Below are 19040 nucleotides of genomic sequence, written 5' to 3'. Positions count from 1 at the left end.
CTGAGGATGCTGGAATCAGAGGCTGATCGGCTCCACTCCACTCACAACAGGAGCCACTGCATTGAGCTCAAGATCAGGATGCTCTTCATGAAGCTGATTGAGATTCCAGTCATTCTTGAACAACAACACGGGTCGATTCCAGGCATCCCGAACGGTTTTGCAGTTGAAGATTCGGCCTACTCTCTCCAGTGACGACCATCCACCTGTGACCCAGCGCGCCACCTGATACCCAAGCGGCTCCAGCCGAGTTTCAACACCGTATTCATTTTGAAGACGATGCTGAACAACCTCAAGCTGCAGCTGACCAACTGCGGCAAGGATCGGATCCCTTTTACTTTCATCATTGTCATAGAGAATCTGAACCGCCCCCTCCTCACGCAATTCGTTGACCCCCTTTCGGAAATTCTTGAATGCTGAAGGATTGGGATTACGCAGCCAGCTGAAGATCTCCGGACTGAAGCAGGGAATTCCCTCGTACTCCACCTTTGATCCTGTGTAGAGGGTGTCGCCGATCGAGAACATCCCGGGATTGTTCAGTCCGATCACATCTCCAGGGAAAGCATCCTCAACAACCGCTCGATCCTGCCCGAACAGTTTCTGAGGACGTGACAAGCGAATGGACTTTCCCGTACGTGCATGACGAACAGTCATGTCCTTTTCAAACCGACCGCTGCAGACCCGCACAAACGCCACCCGGTCTCGATGACGAGGATCCATGTTGGCCTGAAGCTTGAACACGAAACCGCTGAAATCAGGCCGCAACGGATCGACCGGACCGTCTTGCCCCTGACGTGCCACAGGTTTCTGAGCCATCTCCAGAAACGCATTCAGGAATGGGCGCACGCCGAAATTGGTCATCGCTGAACCAAAGAACACGGGTGTCAGCTCACCGGCATGGACCAACTCAAGATCAAGTTCAGCACCTGCGGCTTCCAGCAACTCCATCTCCTCAACCGCCTGCTCCAGCAGCTCGGGTTCCACGAGCTCCTTCAGCTCTGAATCATCCAGTGAAAGATGACGTTCCTCTGATTGGCGCCCACGTTCTGCACGACTGAACAGAATCACCTCGTGGGAGCGGCGATCAATCACCCCTCGGAACTGCTCACCACTTCCGATCGGCCAGTTCACTGCCCATGGAGTCAGTTCCAGTTCGGATTCAATTTCATCCAGAAGTGCGAGTGGTTCCCGGCCTGGACGGTCCATCTTGTTGATGAACGTGAAAATGGGTATTTCACGCATGCGGCAAACCTCGAAGAGTTTGCGGGTCTGCGGCTCAAGACCTTTAGCCGCATCTTCAAGCATCACAGCGTTATCAGCTGCTGCAAGGGTTCGGTAGGTGTCCTCGGAAAAGTCCTGGTGGCCGGGAGTATCCAGCAGATTAATGGTGTTCCCCGTGTAATCGAACTGCAGAACGGTGGAGGTGATCGAAATGCCCCGTTGCTTCTCAAGCTCCATCCAGTCGGACGTGACTTTGCGCTGCTCACCCCGAGCCTTCACTGCACCAGCCTGCTGAATGGCACCCCCGTAGAGCAGCAGTTTCTCCGTAAGCGTTGTCTTACCGGCGTCAGGGTGAGAAATAATTGCGAAATTGCGCCGTCGCGCCACCGCATCCAGCAATTCACGCTCGTCCTGCAGTGCTGAATCCGTGCTCATGGTCTGGATTGATCGAATCCAGCCTGACAGCCCGTGATCCAGCCACTCACCTCGAGGTAGCGATCGCCAATGGCAGCCACCCGCAGATGCCCCAGACCGGCATGCACCAACTGAGCGCTGACTTCATCCACTGTGAAGGACGCATGCAGTGATGCCCGGTAATCACGTTGGAGCACCGGTGGTGCATCGGCGACATGGTGTTGGCACAGTCGGTCAACGCTTGCCTCGCTGTCTGGACGCCGAAGATCGCGATGCACCACCAGACAATGTGTCGATGCCAGTGGAACCAATGACGACCACAGCTGATGAGGATCGTGGAGGTGATGCAGCAAGCTGTTGCTGACAATCAGATGCGCGGGATTGTCAGCCCGACTGAGAGGAAGAAGGGCCTTGTCGTAGCGGAGACGTTCCGAGGAAATACCGTCTGCACGACGGCGCTCATCAGCCACTTCAATCATCCTTTCGGCCCCATCGAGTCCAAGCACTGAGCAGTTCGGCCAACGCTGGGCAAGCCGAGCGGAGATGTTGCCCGGCCCACAACCCAGATCCAGCAGACGTGCCCGATCCGGGAAAGAATCACCGGATGCTTCGAGCAAAGTGTCAACACGGTCAACAAGCGCCTGGTCCGTGTTGCTGAAATCGGCTGCTGCATAGGCATTCACCTGCAGCGGCTCATTCATGACCTCAGGCTCAGGAATGCGCAGCATCATTGACTCGGTTGATTGGCATGCGGCTCGAGAACCTCCCGAATGCTGCGAATGAGGCGGAGCAGGCTGTTCTCGGAATCATCCTGGGCGATGAGGCATGAACGGATTTCAAGCTCAGGGGCATCACTGAGGCTGAACTGCGCAGGAACCGACAGGTTTCGAAGGCGAGTTGAACGTTCTCGGACACCACTGATCGCATGAACTCAGAGATTCTCTCCGGCTGTTCCGGGGTGGTGCTCCAGGCACCTCCCACCACAATCTCACTGGGCGAAACACGTCTCAGCAATTCCTCCAATGCCACCAGAAGGGTTTCACGCAATTTCAGGAACGCTGTCCAACCAGCAGGAAGCCACAACCGTGTGAACAGGTGCTGCGCCAGACGCCTGGAACGAGCCATGAACCATTGCACCTTGGATCGGTGCAATGGTGGCAACCGCTCAGCCTTTTTGAGCTGCGACACTGCTGATAGTGCCACCAACCACTTGTTAACCCCATTGCTGGCGTTAGTGTGCTTGAACTGACCCGTCTGACCACGTGACCCTGTCTCCGAGCCGCAGTGACACCACGGACATCACTGAAACCGTGAAGAGCAATGGCGACTTTCCCGCCACAGCACCAGCAGCAAACCCTGTTTTCTACCGGACCTATAGCCGACGAAGCACTGCCGGGCGCGAAAGCTGGAGCGAGGTCGGATCTCGCAATCTCAGTGGTCTCCAGAAGCTTGGAAAGCTGACCGATGAAGAGGTGTCACTGCTGGCACGGATGCAGACCGAGAAGAAAGCGCTGCCATCAGGACGCTGGCTGTGGATCGGCGGCACCCCGTGGATTGAACGTCAGGAAAACTTCTCCGGCTCCTACAACTGCACATCAACCAATCTGATCGACTGGGAAGCCTTCGGTCTGATGATGGACCTGGCGATGATGGGCTGCGGAACCGGCGCCATCATCGAGCCGCACCTGATCGATCGGCTGCCGGTCATCACCAATCCGATCGACGTGGTCAAGGTCACCGATATCGGTGTCACCCCTGCAGGGGAACGTCAGGAGACAACCACCCACAGCATCAAGGGCGACACGGTGTCGATCCGCGTGGGAGACACCCGTCGTGGCTGGGTCGACAGTTATCAACTGCTGCTGAATCTCGGCAGTGATGAGCGGTTCGCAGGACGCACCGTCAGGGTGGAAGTGGATCTTTCTGACGTGCGGCCTGTAGGCGAGACCCTCAAGGGCTTCGGAGGCATGGCCAATCCGGTCAAGCTGAAGGATCTCTACGGACGTGTCGCCCGCCTTCTGGGCAAGGCCGTTGGCCGCAGACTCAGCTCAGTGGAGTGCTGCCTGCTGATTGATGAGGCTGCTGTCACGATCGTTGCCGGCAACATCCGCCGCAGCGCAGGGATGCGTCAGTTCGCATCCAGCGACACCAGCGCCGCCGGCGCCAAAGACAATCTCTGGCAGCAGGATGCTGAGGGCAACTGGCGCATCGATCCCGAGCGTGATGCACTGCGCATGGCCAATCACACCCGTGTCTATCACACCCGCCCGAGCCGCGAGGTGCTGCTCGAAGCGGTCACCCGCCAGTTTCACAGCGGAGAGGGCGCCATCCAGTTTGCCCCTGAGGCAATCGCCCGTTCCAATGCGGATTTGCTCTCGACTCCCGAGCTGCGTCGCGAATTCATCGACATCTACTGTGACCAGGGCAAGGAAGAGGCCGGCCGCTGGCTGAACCTCAATCACGGTCCAATCGCTGAAGCCGAACTCGAGCACCGCCTCGGACGCTATGGACTCAATCCCTGCGGTGAGATTCTCGGCGCAGATTTCCACTGCAACCTTGCGGAAGTCCATCTCAACCAGATCGACCCAAGCGATGACGAAGGTCAGCGTGATGCCTTCAGAGCCGGGGCTCTTTCAGTTGCTTGCCTGCTGAACCATCAGTTCGAAGTGGAGCGCTACCGCCAAAGCCGCGACTGGGACCCAATTGTTGGCGTGAGCTTCACGGGTCTGTTCGACTTTTTTGTACATGCTTTCGGAACTCCCTGGCTGAAGTGGTGGGAAGCCGGACGTCCCGACACCGATGAGGGGCGTGAATTCAAGCGTCAGGAAGCCGAATACCTCAGCCGCTGGAAAGCAACAGTGAATGAGGCTGTCTGGGAGTACTGCGACCGCCAGGGCCTGCGTCGCCCCAACCGCTGCACCACAGTTCAACCCGCTGGCACGAAAAGCCTGCTCACCGGTGCCGCCCCTGGCTGGCACCCACCTAAGGCTCAGCGTTTCATCCGCCGCATCACCTTCGGAAAGAACGATCCTGTGGCCATGGCCTGCATGGACTACGGGTACACCGTGGTGCCTTCCCAGTCCGACAAAGACGAGCAGGGAAGACTTCTCGACGATCCTTTTGATCCCCGATGCACGGAATGGCTCGTGGAGATTCCAACAGAGGTGAGTTGGGCGAATCTGCCGGGCGCCGATGCCGTGGACATCAACGCCTTCTCGGCCATGGCCCAGTTCGATTTCTACATGCAGGTGCAGACGCACTACACAGCCCACAACACATCGGCAACGATCGAGTTCCGTGAGCACGAAATCGAGCAACTTGCCGATGCACTTCACGGCAGCATTGATCGCGGCGAGGGCTACATCTCAGCCGCATTGCTGGCTCGCTTCGATGCCAATGCCACGTTCCCCCGGCTGCCCTTCGAACCGATCGACGCCGAGACCTACGCACGAATGCAATCCGAAGTGATTCAGCGGCGCGTCAGTTCAGACTTCTTCGTAGCCCTGCAGCGCTACGACTTGGGTGAGATCAGCGAAGCCGGCCCAGCCGGCTGCGATTCAGACAAGTGCCTGCTGCCGCTGGCCAAACCCAAGAGCTGAACATCTGAAAGGAGTCATCGAGTGGTGACTCCTTTAAAATGGTGATGCGAGCGACATAGCGATGTCACGCAGCCAGGAGAGGTGGTCGAGTGGTTTATGGCTCTGGTCTTGAAAACCAGCGTGTCTGCAAGGGCACCGTGGGTTCGAATCCCACCCTCTCCGCTTACGACCACTGAAAAGCCCAGTCTCTGACTGGGTTTTTTAGTGCCTGGAATTCGGTGGGTCTTGCCGATTCGAGAGGGATCTTGCAAGCTCTTTGGAGATCTTGGACCCAAAAACAGTCCACTTTCGATCCACCGGTCCATGCCCCTGGAGCAGCTGCATCCGAGACCACGCCTGGCTTCGCTTTGCGGCGTCCCAGGTTCGCGCCATGAGCTGACTTTTCTTCAGCAGCTCCCCTCAGGTGACCGAAATAATTCCAATAAAGGACCTGCCCATAAGGCAGTGCCCAGGGATCCCTGCAGGCCAAAGCGATTGACCGGTGCTCGGGCGTCCCGGTGGATCGGGCAGCAGCTGAACGAGTGTTAGCCGGAGTTGCAATTTAATTGCAGGCTTGATTACTAATTAAGCCTTGACTATCTCTGCTCAACTGCGCTCAAGCATGCCAGGTATTGGATGGCATTTAGGCGTGATTAGGCAGTGATTAAAGAAATAAAAACCTCTGCTGTGACAATGGCTTTGGCGTTTAGTTTCTACCCAAGGTATTCGCAAGGTCTAAATGTAACATCTCGAGGTTCATATTTAAACTTTGGTATTTTCGGTTATTTTGACTTCATATAAACCGCATCGTCCCCTTTGTCCACGTCCACTTGGCTTTTTGGTGTTTTAAATTTTGGCACTTTCACATAAACCGCATCGTCCCCTTTGATTGCATTTAGCTCGTCGTGCACTCTCACATCCCTATTGCTTGGTGTTGATGTTAAGGCATTTATTACAGGTAATTGTTGAACTTCTTTCCGTTGCGCTGTTGTACTTGGACCACCAAAGCGAACTTTAATATCCGCTGAAACTCTTGTATCAAAAGCCTCGTCGTAGGAGATATGGACGCCTGCTATGACTCCATTGATCATTTCATAAGCCAAACGTCCACGCAAACCAGAACCATCAACATTTTCTTGATTACGGTGTTGGTAGTAATAACCAGCTGATGCTTTCAAGACTGGAGTGATGAAATAACCAATATCAAGACCGTAGGTATCAAGCGCGCCGCCTTGGTAGTACCAGTTCAGGTCCTGCTCGATTTCTCCAACAGGAATCAAGGCATAGGCATTGAAGTTCCAGTCATTGGAAACAGCTTCTGCATTGACTGCGACCTGCTGGAAGAAAGCACTCTTCTCTGTACCAATGACACTGATGCCTGTATCGGTTCCGCCTGTATTCATCGGGCGGCTGTCATAACCACCATTCAGCCCAAACACCCAACTGCGGTCACCATTCAGCCAGCGAAAACCAAGCCGGGTAGACGTGCTGACGGTGGTACCCGCCACATCGGTGTTGATGATGCTGCTCTCACCCTCACGGTCAGCGAAGTTGGCGTTGATCAGGGCATCAACGAACCACACGCTGTTGTCGCCAACAGAGAGGGGCAAGAATCCGCCGATGCCAGCTTGATTCGGTGTTCCAGCACCTTGCAATGCGCCCTGGAATCCAAAGGTGGGTTTGACCACATCCTTGAGGCTGATGCTCATCACATCACCGAGATCCTCAGCATGGCCGTCATCTGCCTTCAAAGGCAGTGGGGCGATGGCAACAGCGGAAGCCAGCAGTCCGATGGAGAAGCGGCGAAGCATCGGACAGGAGTCAGTGTGTGCATGATGCCGAGCTTTGCCTGGGTGCGCCCGCTGCGGCAGCAGACCTTTGCGTGCGTGGCTAGTACTGGCGTCCTAGTTTTGCAAGGATGTCGATTGACCACGGGGTTTACAGCTCACCCGAGTCAGAGAGGCCGGTGTTTCTGGACGTTGCTCCAGGGATGACGGTGATCGTTGAGCACGAATATCTGCCTGGCGAAAAGCCTGAGAAAGACTGGTGGATGGGGCAGGTGCTCCACTGCGGTGGCGCTGCCCGTGATCCCTCCATGCACAACCTCTTTCAGATCGCTGATGTGGATTCAGGCGTGATCCGATGGGTCAACGCTGATCTGGTGTCGCACATCCTGCCGAGGGAGCCAGAGAGTCGCTAAAAGAGACTCTGTGCTTTGGAAATGTGCACAGAACCATGATTGAGACGACTGTTCTTGACTTCAAGCTGAGCAATACGTTTGAGGAATATCGTTCATATATGAATGCGCCTGAGCAACAGGCGATGTTTGCTCAGATGGGTGTTCAAACCTTTTATATCGGAGTTTCTAAGGACGACCCTGCTAGAGCAACGGTTATTTTCCAGGGGCCTGAAAACGTCCTCTATGACATCTTCATGAATCCAGAAACTAAGCCTGTTGTCGAAGCTTCTGGTCATATTTATGACGGAACTATCATTACTCGTTGGCTTGCTTGATATAAAAACCCCGCACGTGGCGGGGCGAGGTTGATGATTGATTCTCTGGGGAGTTTCCTTTTCAGCTCAATCTCTGCGACTGGTCAATAAGTGCGATATCCATATCCAAAGCCTCCGCCGTAGACAGGCATCACATCTGGATAACGATTGAAATCGCGTTCGTAACGTCTTTGTGCGCGGAGGTCACGACGGATGTCATGTCGGATTTCTCTGCGCAGTTGCCTCATCTCATGTCTCCATGGGTGATGCTGATGAGCTTCTGCAGCAGGAGCTAATGCACCGGCGGTACCTCCAATAACCCCAGCGCAAAGAACAGCTGCGGTGACTTTGTTGAATCTGTTGAACATAGTCATGGCCTTAAGGAGTGAATGATTGGGGGTGTTGCCCCCTCGACTCCTTCACGACAACAGCCCTTTTGGTGAACTCCACTGCAGAGCTCAGGTGATCACACCAAGAGGTGCTGGTGAAGTGCTGGTGAATAACTCAGCGCCTGTTGCCAGCCCGGGCTCAGCTCAACATGAAGCCAGTCACAGCAAGGCTCCAGAGCAGTAACTCCCTTCGGCGATGTGATCAGCGCGTCCAGAAGCATTGGCTGGCGTACTTCCAAAAGATCTCCGCATGGCGGCTTGCGACCATGGCCTGCTGAACATTCATTCCGCCCACGAATAGCTCTCCGACTGTCCGGCCGTAACGGTCGGTGGTGATCCGGCGAAGGCTGACGGGCTTGCCGATCACCATGGCCTGAAGGTGATCGCGGGCAGCTCTGGCCGGTTCCGGCTGAGCCGATCGCAGCGGATCGAAGTTTCATCTCTTCTGCCCCTCATCAGAGCTTGGGCAAGCCGTCCTCACTATTGGAGGTTTTGCCAGTGAAGGCAATGCGCGAATCGACTGATGGCAAATCCCCCACCGCGGGTGGAAAGTAAGGCCACGAAATCGGAGGAGCCCATGACGGCCGATACTCCACCCCAGCAGATCACAGAAGCAGACTGACTTCTGGCCCCTGCTCCAACAGTCTCAACAATGACCTGGGTTGGTCCTTTGGTAGGCAGACCTTGTACGCCACGCCAATCGCCGCTCCGTTTGCACCGTCCTAGGTGCCCCAGGAGACAACAACCCGACACCTAGAGCCAATGGCCCCAGGGTGCCTCCAGCCAGAAGCTTCGACCCCTTCCTTTCCCTACAAGTGATGGGTTGAAAATGCACAAACGAGCGATCTAGGCCGTCTTTCCATCTGGAAGAGCGGCCTAACACTTTGAGATCGACTGCAGTATCTGATATGAGTCTCCATGTGCATCAATGTGAAACCTCACATGGTTTCTCACATTCCAAAGAGGCGCGTAGGCCGAGTGAATGAGCCCCCTCTGTTTCACTAAGCAGCTTCAGTAACGGTCCATCCACAGCGTTGAAGATCTTTCCAGTGAGCAACGGCATCCTCGTAGCGCATTGTGCGGCGCGTTTTCAAAAGCGGCATTAGCCCAGATGGCATGTCATTGACGTGATCAACAAGGACCAAAACGTCATTCGCTGAACCACTTGGATTTGGATCTGAAGAAAACTCATGTCAATTAGATACAACCTTATTAGCATTAAAAATACTTGCAAAGACGACAATGACTATTCATGAAGTCACTTACGAACATGCAGCAATCAACTACGCAGACTGCTTTTTTATCCAGAGTCATTTGACAAGCCTGTTCCGGCAGTACTCATTATCCCTGATTATCATGGGTTAACTTCTTACGCCAAAGCTGAAGCGAAATAGTTAAGTAAGATAGGACTTGTTGGATACTGTGTAGATATTTATGGTGAAAAAGGAATGCCAAGAACATCGCAGGATGCAGCCGAAAAGGTGATTCCTTTGTTCAATAATCGTGCTGCCGTTCTGAATCGATTATCTATTGCTCTGGAACATGCCTGCTCCTTGGAGGGAGTCGATGCGAGCAGATCAGGTGTCATCGGTTTTTCCAGTGGGGGGCTTTTCGCTCTAGACATGGCACGTCGTATTAAGAGCATTCAAGCTGTTGCTTCTGTGTGGGGAGTCTTCTTGCCGTGGGAGCTGAAGCCCTCAGCGATGATCGAACCTAGTGTTGACGGAGCGAGCTTGCTGTTCATTCATGGAACTGATGATGTTTTTAATCCTATGGATTCGAATATGAACCTTATTCGAGAGCTTGATCAAGCGGGCACTGATTATCAGCTCATACTTTTGGGAGGCAAAAAGCACGCTTTTAGCCTAAAAACTTCAGATAATCTGGAAGTTTTGAGTGGAGAGGAGCCGCAAGCTCTTTTGTATGACGAAGCAGCTGATCTGCGAGCACGCCAATATGTGAAGTATTTCTTATCCGAAGCGCTCTGAAATAGCATAAAACAGAAGTTTTGATTCGGCTTTTTGATAAAAGAAGAGCTCGCTGGTTGGTCGACATTGATTGATCATGCACTGCGGGCGACTAAATGAAAAGACCGAACGTGCGGCTAGAGTTGACGTTTGCCCGTTGAGTATTCCGTTGGCCAGTTGTTTTAGCTTTAAGCATTGACTATACTATTGATCATGCCACATGCAATCGCTGAAAAGAAGTTAACAGAAGCCAAGGTGGCTCTATCTTCTTTATCATGCCTTGGATTCTGAAGGAAGTTTCTATAAATCTATAGCAGTAACATTCAGTGCAATTTCAGGTGAAGCAGTTTCTGTAGATCTGAAGCATTGCTTGTTCGAAGTTCGGTCATAGATGCACGAGTAGTAATAAGGACGGTTCTCATATTTGATCAACACACATTCAGGAAACCCTGTGGGGATTTTCTCAACGATTCCTCCCTTTGACTTGGCCACCAGACAGACAGTCCATGCCTAAAACGTTTGCATAAAGATCGTTCTGCCGACGAAGATATTGAAAAAGCATGTTGACATTGGCAGATAAAAACTCAGGCTCTGTTGCACGCACACAAGCTGAACCCCCTGGAGACCAAACCTCTCTAGAGCCCATGAAAGAGATTCGTCTTCACAAGGAATAGATATTACACAAAAATGATATGATCCATGAACCGAAATAAAAAACATTGAGATTCAAAGCCATAAAATCTGAGAACCTCGAAAAGCTTTCTATTTTTCTGAGCTTTTTCCCTGTAGGCATCATGATGTTTATTCAGTCACTGGGCTGGCCGAATAATTTTGATGACTTCTACAGAGGATTTAACGGAATCAATCCTGATCACAACGTACTCAGCTATGGATGGATTAAATCAGAAGAGATGGTTAAACATATTATTCACGACCCGTTACTAACTTTGAGTAACCAGTTTGATTATCGCTTCCCAATTCTGTCTGGCGTTATCGAAACAATATTGCTTATGTATTTTATGTACATCGTGACGGAATTATCGCTAAAAAGCAACAAAAAAAGTGCTGCTTTTTCAATCATTGTGCTATTCAATATCCTAACTGGCGTTCAAGCTTATATATTTTTACCGCCAGGAGCATTCCCATTGGCTTTCTCGGCGACCTTTTTAATCACGGTACTGGCCAACATTAAATTTGACGCATTATTAATAAGCGAAACTAATAATGCCATCAAAAAGATGCAGGCCGGCTTTGAAATAGTATTAACAGGAACATTGATCCTATTAGAACAAATTGCCTTTATCTTTTACGCGTCTAATTTTTTCCAATCCACAATATTCTGGGCGGCGAGCAATATTCAAAGAATTTATTATCAGCGTCAAACTAAAAATTCAGTAGCACCCTTGAAAAATCTCAATCTATGGTCTGCGGTTAGATTCATACCCTTCCTTATCATTAATCTGATTTGGCGATCAAAATATGGCGCCAATGGTTCAGAAAATTTTAGTAAGTCAGTAAACATCCTTGATGGTGGCATTGCTGCAATTAAATGGAATCTTGCAGGAACAAACCTGGGAGGATTCTTGGGAATGCGTCCCAGAGCGTCAGACCTCTGGGATCAACCACTTTGGATACTTGCAATCTCAGTCCTGGCTGGAATAGTGATTTTCTTTTTAGCACGCTGGGCTGTCAATCAACAAAAACAAGATGGGGTAAATACATCAACTTCCAAACAATTAATTCTGAATTTGCTTTTGTTGGGCATCAGCATTTCTATCGGATGGACAATTCCAGCGTTCAGTGAGCGTTATTACCAAGAACTAATGGAGGTTAAAACTCAGACTTATGCGGCATCGCGTTTCGCTGCATTGGGCTTCATCTTGACCATCGGTGTTCTGACCGGATTTGTTATATCTCACCTGAAAGCACGACAATGGATGCTACTAGCAATCATAGTGATGATTAGCAGTGTTTCAATACCACAAAACATTGAATCACTTTCGGATGAGCACTCAAGAACATCCTTGAGATTAACTGATGTTTGCTCGGGGGAAGGTGAATGGAATCAAAAAGAATTCTTACCAAAGACCATCATCTCCCCAGGTGTAGATACACGAATTTGGCTGACAAGCTTCGAGAAAGACTATTTAAATTCTTCTATAGAAATCAAAAGACAAGTGGCAATTAATCAGTTTGAGACCAACTCGCTACGGTTTTGCCGTTGAACAGCTGACATTGTCGAGAAGCTTTGACAGTCGTGAAGAAGAACGACTGAACTTAGGATGTTAATGAGTCGATATCGATAGCTTGGGAAGTTGTAAACCATATAAAAATCTTGAATCAGGATTCAGGGCGATCAAGTGGTGCAGGGTTTTCGGTGATGCAGGAGTGTCGATCAGCTGTAGATCTCAGTTGTTTGCGGGCGGCTGCTGACCTGCCTTTCAGAACAACTTCAACGATGCCGTGCAGAAGAGCGGCACGCCGTAATGGAGGATCTGAGCCATCCGGCAATCCTTGTTGCGCATCGCACCAGTCAAAAAGCCGTGTTTAACAAGCATGGTCATGGCTGGTGATCCGCTTCCCGCTTGGATGCAAATCCAGCTCACTCAGCGCACAACGATCAGCACTAAAGCCCGGAGCGCAGCATGGGTATAGGATGATACCCGTATAAGACTCATTGGTCTCAATGCCATGAGGTTCCTTCCCGTTCTCGCTGGACTGATGCTTTGCGCTATCCCAGCTTCAGCCACGAGGCAGATCATCAGGGGAAGCCATGGATTTTCCTCATCAGAAATCGAAAAAATTGAACTCAGCGTTCAACGCTTAGGAGCCCGTGTCATCTGGAAAAGAATCAACTCAGGCGTCTGCGCAAGACAAGGGCTGCTTGGCGTGTACAAACCGGAACAACGAACTATTTTCTTGTGTCAACAAAGCATCAGACATAACGCCGAGCCATTGATTGAGACGCTCAGGCACGAGGGGTGGCATGCCGTACAGCAGATTTGCAACAACGGTCGACCCGTTCTGAACAAAAAGAAAATATTTGCAAAACTTACTCAATCTGACAAAAAGAATCTCAAAGAATTTTATGATCGAAGTCAATATCATTTAGAAGCTGAAGCACGTGCAATCGAGAAACTGCCAACAGATGCTTACATCAAAGACATTCAACTTCACTGCAAGCACATTTCATCGGACACGATGAAATGAAATTCCAACTGCAGTCACCGCATGACAACGCAGCATCTGAAATTTGCGACTGCTACCAGCGCAAATGACTCCGCCTCACAGTAGGCGTGCCTGCAGCTCGCAATTGCCCGGTTCAGCGATGATTTTGGGTTGCGAGAATGCCTGTCTCCCTGACAGGTCGTGCTTCCCGCAGATTTTCTGCAGGGCCAACCATGGTTCGAAACGCGACACAAGCCACAGCGATGAGACTGTTCCAGCCCGTGACCTCCATCCTCACCCGGACTCAGCAATAAAAAGACCCCACTGCTGGTGCAGTCGGGCCAGGGTGATGGGGATTCACATTTTGGTCTTACCAATACGTCCCGTCAACGCCACATATGGTGCACCAAGCCTGAAATTGATGACAGGGTGTTCCTGGCTACCTATTCCACAGGATTGAACCCTACTCTTGCCTTATCAGGGCCGGGTGATGGGGTTACCCGAGTCAAGACATGAGCCACTGCCCAAGCAGTGGCTTTTTTAATGCCTTGAGATCCAGCATCTTCAGGTGTTGCTGGCTGATCGGGTGATGACAACTCGTGGACATGACCTCAACAGGTTGCCTGGATGCCGGGGTCCACCATGGCTTGACGTTGCATCGATCACTGACGTCAGCAGAGGCCTTCGACAACACCTGTGCGGAGTTCTGAAAGAGAAAACGTTTCTTTCCCATGTCTGAGCCGATATTCCTGCATGGCCACTGAGCTACTGCTGCAGCTTGCACTCACTGCAATTGCTGTTGTCGCCAATGCCTTGTCAGCTTTTGCTGGCGGAGGTGCGGGCCTCATTCAGCTGCCTGCACTGATCCTCCTTGGGCTTCCCTTCGCCTCGGCCTTGGCCACACACAAACTGGCCAGCGTGGCGCTTGGGGTTGGCGCCGCTGGTCGCCATTGCGGGCCAGCAGCCTCGATTCCCGTTTAAGCCTTTTGATTCTCCTGGGGGGTCTGCCTGGAGTGCTGATCGGGGCACGAAGCGTACTGGCCATACCCAATGACGTCGCCACAGCAGGACTCGGCCTGCTGACACTCTTGCTTGGGATGTACTCCAGCCGTTGACCGGAACTCGGAAAGAGCAACCGGACGGTGAGTCACAACAGGCTGCAAAAACTGATCGGAGTGGCTGTGATCTTCATGATCGGCATCCTGAACGGGTCACTGACCTCAGGTTCCGGTCTCTTTGTCACGCTGTGGCTGGTGCGCTGGTTCGGCCTGAGTTATCCAAAAGCGGTTGCACACCCCCTGATTCTCGTCGGTCTGGCCTAGAACGGGACCGGCGCACTGGTGCTCGGTTTCAGCGGTGAAATCCACTGGAACTGGATCCCGGCACTGATTGCGGGATCTCTGGCAGGGGGATATTTCGGTGCTCACCTGTCGCTCAGGAAAGGCAGCAGGCTTGTCAAAAGCGCCTTCGAATGGCTCGCACTGCTGATGGGAGCCTCACTCCTGATCCGAAGCCTTTGAGCTGAAAGCCCTCAGGGAGACGGCAGGTGGCGTATCCGAGTGGGCCGGTTCTCTGGGTCTCGCTAGCAAAGAAGCAGCTGAACAATCCCTGAAAATGTCAGATCCTCATAACATGATCAACAACCGTCTTTTAACAATCTGTGCAATTATTGCAACAGTAAGTTCCATTTTTGGTGTTGCTTATCTGAGACCAATTGCAAAACAATCAAGCAACTGGAATGTCTGCTACCGAGATAGTATTGCCTGGTACGAGAAAGCCAAACCGGACTGGTCAGTGCAGGACAAGGAAGTTTTTGCTTCAAATTTCTGCAACGGTGGGATCCCTGTGAGGCCGGGTCCAGGCTTCCAGCTGGCTCCCAGATGAATGGACAAAAGAGGATCCGCTTCGACTGAACCGGAGGGAACCTGATCCTTCAAACACTACAGTTCACAGCTTTACTGAAACCCCAGACTTGCACTGCAGAAGTCAGATCTGATCGGTGCAAGCCAATGACCAGCAAGCCCGGTAAGTGCACTTTCAATCTGAGATTGAAGTCATGGCCTTGCCACACCACCAACTGCTCCTGAAATGACAATGGTCAGCTGATTGTCAGAAGCGCAGCCGCATCCCAGGGCCTGCAGGTGTTCCATCAACGGAACCATGGTCTCAGAGTTGCACCCCCTGAGCGCATGTCAGTAGCCATGCTTGAAAGATTACACATCACAGAACAGTTGCCTGAGCTCATGCTGCCTGGACTGGTGATGTCAAAGAAGCACACATCAGCAAACCCTTCATGGAGGGGCGTCCGTTTAACAACTGCGTCATCCACAAGCGCGCACAGAACATTTGTTGAACATTCAGTCCAGCGCCAATTCAATCAAAACAACAGGATTTCCTTCCTCGTCTTCAGCTTTCAAGTAGATAAACCGGTCGTCACCTCCGAGACCAAAACAAGTGTCACTGCAGTGTTGATCACCAGCCTGAAGGCTGATGCCATAGTCCTCAACGAGACGGATACAAGCGCTGATGATGTCCTCATCACTCGCTTTCCAGGGGTGTACACCGCCAAGGTCCTCAGAACTGAGCTGAACGCCCTCCAAGACTGCCGAGATGGGATCTGTCGTCATACTGGACACACAGGGCCTCCAAGGAACCTCACCAGAAGGCTGGACAATGCAACCAGCCAATCTGCTGGAGCTCTCTGTAGAGGGACACAGCATCTGCATAGGCCATATGGATGCGTGACTTGATCAGAGCTGGCTGACTATGGGGCATGGGCCTGCCGTTTTCCACAACCACCTGCACCTCTCCATCAGGGGTGCGGGATTCCTGATGGAACCTCATTGCCCAGTGCGTCTTGGGATCTTCAAGCCAGGCATCCGACATCTTCACTTGCTGATATGACGTCCTTATCGATAGAGGGGCGTACTACCTGATGCCCAGCTCAGTACAAATAAGTACAAGTTGTGCCTCCTGCCCAAGCTGAAAAGGGAGGGACATCAAGGCAGCGCCAACCACCACGGAGTATTAAGGGAGAGTGCCTCCCAGCAGTTGCTCCTGTTCGCTCTCCAGGATTTTCATCAACTGATGAAGCAAAGCCGCCTCTTGCGGATCTGGAGTATTGCCGCAACCAACCCTGCAAAGCGCAGCCCTGAGCTTTGAGAAGTCAGAGGCAGGAATATTGATTTGAATCTGGTCTTTTGCCATGGGGCAGAATTCGATCCTGTTGTTATCCAAGTTGAATGACTGCGAGGTTCAATCTCAAAAGGGATTGAACTGATAGAGCAAATTCCGCTGTCGTCCAGACAGGACGATCCGACCTGGTACTGGCCAAACCGCCTGAGCTCAAGTCCAAGTCACCTCTAACAGGGCGAGAGCTCCTGCATTTGCTCTAGCCGAAGGCAGAAAACAGTTGCCAGTTCATTTGCTACCTGCACAGGTTCAAAAAAGTAACGCAACACAAACACCATCACACTTGATTCATAAGCCATGAAGTCAATCAATAACAGTTATTGAGCAAAGAACGTTGATCAGAAGCGAAAGACTGCAACGGCACAATTATCCCTGTCGTTCGTTTTTAGGAAGAAAGGGTAGAAAAAGATTGGCATCATCTCTCTTTGCGACAGCCAAGCGCAGTGCATGCAGAACAGCTGGACGCTTTGCGTAGGGAGAAAAATCGAGCAGACCGTCCACGATCTGCTCAGGGCGCCCGTTCTCACTGAGAACATTCAAAACATTGTCCATATCCGCGACAAGCTCGTCTGTTGTCCAAAGACAGTTCTGACGAATGAAATAGCGAACCTCGCCGAACACAACGCCTGAAGGAAGATCAAGCTGTTCTGACAACTCACATACCTTGTCGTCATTCTCATCAAATGGCTGGTCGAAACCGACTGTGGCAAGCAGTCCGTAGTCGAGAAACATCTGTCGCCAACATGAATTGGATTCAAGACCGGACTCGAGCAGATCCCATACCCTCAAATGAGCCTCTCTGAAATCTGTTGGTGCGATGGTCATCCGACTGACCCTGAAATCAGCATGCATCCAGGATGGCCACGGTTTTTATTTTTCGCAGTGGTGGGTTGTACAAGGTTTCTCGCAGGAAGCAAGCTGAGAAGACGGATCAGGCAACTGAACCATTGGTGCCATCCAAACCGAAACCCTCTGTTCTGCAGATGAAACACTGGGGGAATGACAGCCCCTTTGCGCTAAGCGTCTTTAGAAAGATGCAGATTCGACAGCAAAACAGCGGTTAAGCCAGTGAATATCAGCCACAAGCTTACACTTTCTGCGAGCAATCATCATCAAAAAATCACGACGCCGATTAAACCCATAGGCCAAAAACTCACTTTGAAGAATATTTTTCTTAGCAATATCATAAAAGCAAAGAGCATCGATCGCTGGTACACGATCCACAAAGTCAAAAAAAGTCGTCATGACAAAACAAATAAAAAACAAAGAGATGATCATCTCCGGATCAATCCACTATCTCCATTTCCATCAAAGAGTCCATCACCCATCCGGGCGTTCTTCAGCGCAATTCCTTCACCCATTCAGGTGGAGCTAGCAGGGCTGGCAACCAGGAAATGCGAACCATGCCTGAGCGACGCATCAGCAGGACAACGTGCATGACAGGTCGAATTGGCCACTGAAAGTGGAAGGCTGGATGCTTGAACCGAGCTCGTGGTGGTGCGGCAAGGAAGCGGCAAGAGTTGCGGTTGACGCAGATCCTTGCAAATCAAGGGGAAGGTCACGCTGAGACATTCGCTTGATCACAATCAGGATCTCCTCCATCGCATCTGACGTTGACCAGCACCCAATCCGCTGAACCGCAACTGCTCCTGATTCATCCCATCGGCGTTGGCCTGTCTTCAAGATTCTGGGATCGCTTCGTCGGTGTCTGGGAAAGGGGAAACGACACACCCGTCATGATTTCTCCAGATCTTCTCGGCTGCGGGACCGCACCGTGCCCTGCCAGACCTATCACACCGGAAGACTGGGCTGATCCGCTCATCAATCTGATTCAGGAACAACACTCAGGACCTGTCGTTCTGGTCTCGCAAGGAGCTTCACTGCCCATAGCCCTGGAATTTCTGGCCAAGGCTCCAGAACTGGTCAGCGCTTTGGTGGCCATCAGCCCACCAGGCTGGCCAGTCCTGAAGCAGAACGTCTCTCTGAGCCGAGCACGATGGCTCTGGCGGTTCTTTTTCAATGGAGCGTTCGGCAACCTGTTTTACCGATACGCCCGACGACGCGGATTTCTGGACAAATTTTCCAGGAACAACTTGTTTGCCAGGGCTGAGGCGGTCGACGCTGAATGGCTTCAGATGCTCAGGGAGGGGTCACGAGCCATGGAGACACGCTGGGCGGTGTATTCATTTCTCGCAGGTTTCTGGCGGCGTGACTGGGAACCTCAGCTAACGGGACTGGACATTCCTGTACAGATCATTTTCGGAACGGACGCCACGGGAATCGGATCGTCAAAAAGCTGGGACGATCTCAACCAGCGACTTCGTACCTACAGAGAAAAAATGCCCAACGCTTCAATCAGCACGATCCCCGGCAGGAACGTTCTCCCCTACGAGTCATCTGAGGAATGCGTCCTGTGCATCAAGGACTGGATCGCAGCGCTTCAACCTTGAACACAGGCGAAGCACGGTGACAGATCAAGTTCAAGTCCGCCTTGGCATGTTTTCATGCACTCAAAACAACGTGAGACGAGCATCGATGCTGAGGGGGCTTCATCAAAAGCCAGTTGCTCGCACTTGCGTCGAAGCTGACAGCCCGAATGGTCGTCATCTGTTAAAGAGGTC

24 protein-coding genes, 1 tRNA gene and 1 pseudogene are annotated in these 19040 nt (G+C 51.8%); 13 read left to right on the top strand and 13 right to left on the bottom strand.

Annotated features, from left to right (window positions below; genetic code table 11):
• Positions 1–15: 15 nt before the first annotated feature.
• Genes SIB73_RS02690 through SIB73_RS02680 form a run of 3 tightly spaced genes read right to left on the bottom strand, consistent with a single transcriptional unit; the run spans position 16 to position 2820 of the window.
• The gene (locus SIB73_RS02690) at positions 16–1653 is read right to left on the bottom strand and encodes a peptide chain release factor 3 (protein WP_413403139.1); all 1638 of its coding nucleotides are present in this window, start codon (positions 1651–1653) and stop codon (positions 16–18) included.
• Positions 1650–2333: a class I SAM-dependent methyltransferase gene (locus tag SIB73_RS02685; protein WP_413403141.1), complete on the bottom strand. Its 684-nt coding sequence runs from the start codon at positions 2331–2333 to the stop codon at positions 1650–1652. Before SIB73_RS02685 ends, SIB73_RS02690 begins: the two co-directional genes overlap by 4 nt.
• 10 nt (positions 2334–2343) lie before the next feature.
• Positions 2344–2820, bottom strand: coding sequence for a hypothetical protein (locus tag SIB73_RS02680; RefSeq protein WP_413439702.1), 477 nt, complete (start codon positions 2818–2820; stop codon positions 2344–2346).
• 74 nt (positions 2821–2894) lie between these two features.
• On the opposite strand from SIB73_RS02680, the gene nrdJ reads away from it, so the two are divergent.
• Both nrdJ and SIB73_RS02670 read left to right on the top strand, forming a co-directional pair.
• Positions 2895–5231 (top strand): ribonucleoside-triphosphate reductase, adenosylcobalamin-dependent, encoded by a 2337-nt coding sequence (gene nrdJ / locus SIB73_RS02675; protein ID WP_413403145.1) that lies wholly within the window; start codon positions 2895–2897, stop codon positions 5229–5231.
• Positions 5232–5306: 75 nt separating this feature from the next.
• Positions 5307–5393 (top strand) — tRNA-Ser (locus tag SIB73_RS02670).
• A gap of 599 nt (positions 5394–5992) precedes the next feature.
• Here SIB73_RS02670 and SIB73_RS02665 read toward each other — a convergent pair.
• Positions 5993–7021, bottom strand: coding sequence for a carbamoyl-phosphate synthase (locus SIB73_RS02665; protein WP_413403147.1), 1029 nt, complete (start codon positions 7019–7021; stop codon positions 5993–5995).
• A 107-nt stretch (positions 7022–7128) separates the two neighbouring features.
• Here SIB73_RS02665 and SIB73_RS02660 point away from each other — a divergent pair, with 107 nt between their 5' ends.
• Together SIB73_RS02660 and SIB73_RS02655 are read left to right on the top strand one after the other, a co-directional pair.
• Positions 7129–7410, top strand: a complete 282-nt coding sequence (locus SIB73_RS02660; protein ID WP_413403148.1) for a DUF3104 domain-containing protein — start codon at positions 7129–7131, stop codon at positions 7408–7410.
• Between the two features lie 35 nt (positions 7411–7445).
• Positions 7446–7724, top strand: coding sequence for a DUF3764 family protein (locus SIB73_RS02655; RefSeq protein ID WP_413403149.1), 279 nt, complete (start codon positions 7446–7448; stop codon positions 7722–7724).
• Between the two features lie 83 nt (positions 7725–7807).
• Here the strand turns inward: SIB73_RS02655 and SIB73_RS02650 are convergent, their stop codons facing one another.
• The 3 genes and pseudogenes from SIB73_RS02650 to SIB73_RS02640 all read right to left on the bottom strand — a co-directional run.
• A complete protein-coding gene (locus tag SIB73_RS02650; RefSeq protein ID WP_413403150.1) occupies positions 7808–8077 on the bottom strand; it encodes a hypothetical protein in 270 nt (89 codons plus the stop codon).
• 217 nt (positions 8078–8294) lie between these two features.
• Positions 8295–8516, bottom strand: coding sequence for a thermonuclease family protein (locus tag SIB73_RS02645; RefSeq protein WP_413406480.1), 222 nt, complete (start codon positions 8514–8516; stop codon positions 8295–8297).
• Positions 8517–9093: 577 nt separating this feature from the next.
• Positions 9094–9267, bottom strand: a pseudogene (locus tag SIB73_RS02640) (DUF1651 domain-containing protein); the annotation flags it as partial.
• 228 nt (positions 9268–9495) lie between these two features.
• On the opposite strand from SIB73_RS02640, the gene SIB73_RS02635 reads away from it, so the two are divergent.
• Positions 9496–10080 (top strand): dienelactone hydrolase family protein, encoded by a 585-nt coding sequence (locus SIB73_RS02635; protein ID WP_413406482.1) that lies wholly within the window; start codon positions 9496–9498, stop codon positions 10078–10080.
• Positions 10081–10778: 698 nt separating this feature from the next.
• Complete coding sequence (locus SIB73_RS02630; protein ID WP_413403152.1) at positions 10779–12284, top strand: hypothetical protein; 1506 nt, start codon at positions 10779–10781, stop codon at positions 12282–12284.
• A gap of 216 nt (positions 12285–12500) precedes the next feature.
• On the opposite strand, the gene SIB73_RS02625 is transcribed toward SIB73_RS02630, so the two are convergent.
• A complete protein-coding gene (locus SIB73_RS02625) occupies positions 12501–12623 on the bottom strand; it encodes a hypothetical protein (protein ID WP_413403154.1) in 123 nt (40 codons plus the stop codon).
• Positions 12624–12750: 127 nt separating this feature from the next.
• On the opposite strand from SIB73_RS02625, the gene SIB73_RS02620 reads away from it, so the two are divergent.
• The 6 genes from SIB73_RS02620 (at position 12751) to SIB73_RS02595 (ending at position 15111) form a co-directional block, all read left to right on the top strand.
• Entirely contained in the window at positions 12751–13269 is a 519-nt protein-coding gene (locus tag SIB73_RS02620; RefSeq protein ID WP_413403156.1) for a hypothetical protein, read from the top strand.
• Positions 13270–13980: 711 nt separating this feature from the next.
• A complete protein-coding gene (locus tag SIB73_RS02615) occupies positions 13981–14208 on the top strand; it encodes a hypothetical protein (protein WP_413403158.1) in 228 nt (75 codons plus the stop codon).
• A 5-nt stretch (positions 14209–14213) separates the two neighbouring features.
• Entirely contained in the window at positions 14214–14342 is a 129-nt protein-coding gene (locus SIB73_RS02610) for a hypothetical protein (RefSeq protein ID WP_413403159.1), read from the top strand.
• Positions 14343–14369: 27 nt separating this feature from the next.
• Entirely contained in the window at positions 14370–14549 is a 180-nt protein-coding gene (locus SIB73_RS02605) for a hypothetical protein (protein WP_413403161.1), read from the top strand.
• A gap of 18 nt (positions 14550–14567) precedes the next feature.
• Positions 14568–14747, top strand: a complete 180-nt coding sequence (locus SIB73_RS02600) for a TSUP family transporter (protein WP_413403163.1) — start codon at positions 14568–14570, stop codon at positions 14745–14747.
• Between the two features lie 112 nt (positions 14748–14859).
• Positions 14860–15111: a hypothetical protein gene (locus tag SIB73_RS02595; RefSeq protein ID WP_413403165.1), complete on the top strand. Its 252-nt coding sequence runs from the start codon at positions 14860–14862 to the stop codon at positions 15109–15111.
• Positions 15112–15584: 473 nt separating this feature from the next.
• On the opposite strand, the gene SIB73_RS02590 is transcribed toward SIB73_RS02595, so the two are convergent.
• From SIB73_RS02590 to SIB73_RS02570, 5 genes are all read right to left on the bottom strand, one after another.
• Positions 15585–15854 (bottom strand): hypothetical protein, encoded by a 270-nt coding sequence (locus tag SIB73_RS02590; RefSeq protein WP_413439701.1) that lies wholly within the window; start codon positions 15852–15854, stop codon positions 15585–15587.
• Positions 15855–15882: 28 nt separating this feature from the next.
• Positions 15883–16113, bottom strand: coding sequence for a DUF1651 domain-containing protein (locus SIB73_RS02585; protein WP_413403168.1), 231 nt, complete (start codon positions 16111–16113; stop codon positions 15883–15885).
• A 141-nt stretch (positions 16114–16254) separates the two neighbouring features.
• Entirely contained in the window at positions 16255–16434 is a 180-nt protein-coding gene (locus tag SIB73_RS02580) for a hypothetical protein (protein WP_413403170.1), read from the bottom strand.
• 351 nt (positions 16435–16785) lie between these two features.
• The gene (locus SIB73_RS02575; RefSeq protein ID WP_413403172.1) at positions 16786–17244 is read right to left on the bottom strand and encodes a hypothetical protein; all 459 of its coding nucleotides are present in this window, start codon (positions 17242–17244) and stop codon (positions 16786–16788) included.
• A 201-nt stretch (positions 17245–17445) separates the two neighbouring features.
• On the bottom strand, positions 17446–17664 hold the full coding sequence (locus SIB73_RS02570) for a hypothetical protein (RefSeq protein ID WP_413439700.1): 219 nt from the start codon (positions 17662–17664) through the stop codon (positions 17446–17448).
• Positions 17665–18032: 368 nt separating this feature from the next.
• Here SIB73_RS02570 and SIB73_RS02565 point away from each other — a divergent pair, with 368 nt between their 5' ends.
• Positions 18033–18869: an alpha/beta hydrolase gene (locus SIB73_RS02565; protein WP_413403175.1), complete on the top strand. Its 837-nt coding sequence runs from the start codon at positions 18033–18035 to the stop codon at positions 18867–18869.
• Positions 18870–19040: the final 171 nt, after the last annotated feature.

It is taken from the genome of Synechococcus sp. MIT S9509 (genome assembly GCF_047303035.1).
GTDB lineage: Bacteria > Cyanobacteriota > Cyanobacteriia > PCC-6307 > Cyanobiaceae > Synechococcus_C.
The sequence above is the reverse complement of the archived record's forward strand: the minus strand, read 5'-3'. Positions and strand labels throughout refer to the sequence as shown.

What these genes read in the sequence shown, in the direction of transcription:
- SIB73_RS02690 (WP_413403139.1), bottom strand. Translation starts at nt 1,653, where the DNA reads ATGAGCACGGATTCAGCACTGCAGGACGAGCGTGAATTGCTGGATGCG.
- SIB73_RS02685 (WP_413403141.1), bottom strand. Translation starts at nt 2,333, where the DNA reads ATGAATGAGCCGCTGCAGGTGAATGCCTATGCAGCAGCCGATTTCAGC.
- SIB73_RS02665 (WP_413403147.1), bottom strand. Translation starts at nt 7,021, where the DNA reads ATGCTTCGCCGCTTCTCCATCGGACTGCTGGCTTCCGCTGTTGCCATC.
- SIB73_RS02660 (WP_413403148.1), top strand. Translation starts at nt 7,129, where the DNA reads ATGTCGATTGACCACGGGGTTTACAGCTCACCCGAGTCAGAGAGGCCG.
- SIB73_RS02655 (WP_413403149.1), top strand. Translation starts at nt 7,446, where the DNA reads ATGATTGAGACGACTGTTCTTGACTTCAAGCTGAGCAATACGTTTGAG.
- SIB73_RS02650 (WP_413403150.1), bottom strand. Translation starts at nt 8,077, where the DNA reads ATGACTATGTTCAACAGATTCAACAAAGTCACCGCAGCTGTTCTTTGC.
- SIB73_RS02625 (WP_413403154.1), bottom strand. Translation starts at nt 12,623, where the DNA reads ATGACCATGCTTGTTAAACACGGCTTTTTGACTGGTGCGATGCGCAAC.
- SIB73_RS02620 (WP_413403156.1), top strand. Translation starts at nt 12,751, where the DNA reads ATGAGGTTCCTTCCCGTTCTCGCTGGACTGATGCTTTGCGCTATCCCA.
- SIB73_RS02615 (WP_413403158.1), top strand. Translation starts at nt 13,981, where the DNA reads ATGGCCACTGAGCTACTGCTGCAGCTTGCACTCACTGCAATTGCTGTT.
- SIB73_RS02595 (WP_413403165.1), top strand. Translation starts at nt 14,860, where the DNA reads ATGATCAACAACCGTCTTTTAACAATCTGTGCAATTATTGCAACAGTA.
- SIB73_RS02590 (WP_413439701.1), bottom strand. Translation starts at nt 15,854, where the DNA reads ATGACGACAGATCCCATCTCGGCAGTCTTGGAGGGCGTTCAGCTCAGT.
- SIB73_RS02585 (WP_413403168.1), bottom strand. Translation starts at nt 16,113, where the DNA reads ATGTCGGATGCCTGGCTTGAAGATCCCAAGACGCACTGGGCAATGAGG.
- SIB73_RS02580 (WP_413403170.1), bottom strand. Translation starts at nt 16,434, where the DNA reads ATGGCAAAAGACCAGATTCAAATCAATATTCCTGCCTCTGACTTCTCA.
- SIB73_RS02575 (WP_413403172.1), bottom strand. Translation starts at nt 17,244, where the DNA reads ATGACCATCGCACCAACAGATTTCAGAGAGGCTCATTTGAGGGTATGG.
- SIB73_RS02570 (WP_413439700.1), bottom strand. Translation starts at nt 17,664, where the DNA reads ATGACGACTTTTTTTGACTTTGTGGATCGTGTACCAGCGATCGATGCT.